The sequence below is a fragment of the Sulfitobacter pacificus genome, from assembly GCF_030159975.1.
Lineage (GTDB): Bacteria > Pseudomonadota > Alphaproteobacteria > Rhodobacterales > Rhodobacteraceae > Sulfitobacter > Sulfitobacter pacificus.
This window is the reverse complement of sequence record NZ_BSNL01000010.1, coordinates 1-1,840: the sequence shown is the minus strand read 5'-3', so window position 1 is coordinate 1,840 and position 1,840 is coordinate 1. Positions and strand designations below refer to the sequence as shown.

Below are 1,840 nucleotides of genomic sequence, written 5' to 3'. Positions count from 1 at the left end.
TGTACGCGCAAAGCGATAACGTCACTCTCGAGCAAAGCAGAAGTGTCACTCTCCTCGCAAAACGATGTGAGGATGAGTGGACATGGGATGGGTGATGATGAGCGAGCGCGAGTTGAACCGTGTGGAAGTTTTGGCACAGGTCGATGATGGCCGGCTGAGCGTCGACAACGCAGCGAACATGCTGGACCTGACACGACGGCAGATATTTCGGCTGTTGAAACGGTATCGTCAGGATGGCGCTTCGGCGATCCGGCACAAGTCTCGTGGGCGCGCGCCGAACAACCAAATCCACGCCGCGAAGCGCGACTATGCTCTGAGCCTTATCAAAGAACAGTTTCTAGATTTTGGCCCGACACTGGCGGCTGAGATGTTGGCCGCGCATCATGGGTTCAAAGTCTCTCGCGAGACGCTGCGCAAGTGGATGGTCGAGGACGGCATTTGGCTTTCGCGCAAGCAACGTCGAACATTTCACCAGCCACGTTTGCGTCGGGAATGTTTTGGCGAGTTGATCCAGATCGACGGCTCGGATCATCGTTGGTTTGAGGATCGCGCTGGACCCTGCACCCTGCTCGTTTTCATTGATGACGCCACCAGCACCTTGATGGAATTGCGGTTCGTCAAATCCGAGAGCACGTTCAGCTACTTCGAGGCACTGGAAAGCTATCTGCTCGAACATGGCCGTCCCGTCGCGTTCTACAGCGACAAACACACAGTGTTCCGCGTGGCCAAGGAAGACGCCAAAGGCGGCGCGGGTATGACCCAGTTTGGACGTGCTTTGAATCAGTTGAACGTTGAGATTCTGTGCGCCAACAGTAGCCAGGCCAAGGGTCGCGTTGAGCGCGCAAACCGGACGTTGCAAGATCGACTGGTGAAGGAACTGCGATTGGCAGGTATCTCAGACATGGAGGCTGGAAACGTCTATTTGCAAGGCTTTAAAGAACGCTTTAACGCACAGTTTGCCAAAGCCCCAGCCAAGCCTGACAACCTGCACCGCGCCCTCAATGTGGAACCAGATCGGCTTGATGATGTGCTGTGTTGGCGCGATACACGCTACGTCGGCAAGCAGCTGGCGTTTTCCTATGACCGCAAGCGGATTATGCTGGAAGAAAACGATGTGACGCGCGGCCTTGTGGGTAAATACGTCGACACCTACGCCTTCGTGGATGGCCGGTTTGAGGTGCGCTCAAAGGGGCGCTCCCTGCCCTACAAAATCTTCGACATGGATCAACGGGTCACTCATGCCGCCATCACCGACAACAAGCGCCTTGGTGCCGTTCTCCAACACATCAAAGAGATGCAAGATAAGGCACCGCCAAAATATCCAGTTCGGACAAATTCTGAGAAGATGGGCTATAAGTCAAACGGTAGACGTCCCGGTCGGCCCTCCGGATCACGCACCCAAAAGTCGATTGTACAGGCGGCAAAATTGACCCAGAATTGACACTATGAATGCCGAAGAAGAACCAGAGATCATCATGTCCTATCTGTGTGCCGACGTCGAGGTCGACGGGCACCTCTTGACTGTCGACATCTACAAGAGCGACGTCGATCCTGGCTGGATTCTGGAAGTCATCAATGAGTTCGGCACATCTACCGTCTTCGACGACCCGTTCCTAGCTGATGGTCTTGCATGGCAGCAGTTCGAGAAGACTGTGACAGAAGAAGGCTTGGCCGCGTTCCTCACCAAAAAAGAAAAACGTCAGCTGTTCCAATGATCCCCGCAAGGCTTACCAACCCTGCGATATTTGACGTCTCCGGGCTGCCAAGCCTTGCTACCGTCAGCGCTCGTGGTGACATCCCTGCTTTGCGCAACCAGTGACATTTCTGAATGGCATTTACA

At 54.6% G+C, this 1,840-nt stretch carries 2 protein-coding genes; both read left to right on the top strand.

What is annotated here, in order from left to right; translation table 11 throughout:
• The first annotated feature begins 82 nt into the window (after positions 1–82).
• Positions 83–1,441, top strand: a complete 1,359-nt coding sequence (locus QQL78_RS20055) for an ISNCY family transposase (RefSeq protein WP_284376477.1) — start codon at positions 83–85, stop codon at positions 1,439–1,441.
• A gap of 4 nt (positions 1,442–1,445) precedes the next feature.
• Positions 1,446–1,715 carry a hypothetical protein gene (locus QQL78_RS20050; RefSeq protein WP_284376475.1) on the top strand — a complete coding sequence of 90 codons (270 nt, stop codon included), beginning with the start codon at positions 1,446–1,448 and terminating at the stop codon, positions 1,713–1,715.
• Positions 1,716–1,840 lie beyond the last annotated feature (125 nt).

Bases quoted from the DNA above. Each gene is read 5' to 3' on its own strand.
- QQL78_RS20055 (WP_284376477.1), top strand. From the start codon at position 83: ATGGGATGGGTGATGATGAGCGAGCGCGAGTTGAACCGTGTGGAAGTT.
- QQL78_RS20050 (WP_284376475.1), top strand. From the start codon at position 1,446: ATGAATGCCGAAGAAGAACCAGAGATCATCATGTCCTATCTGTGTGCC.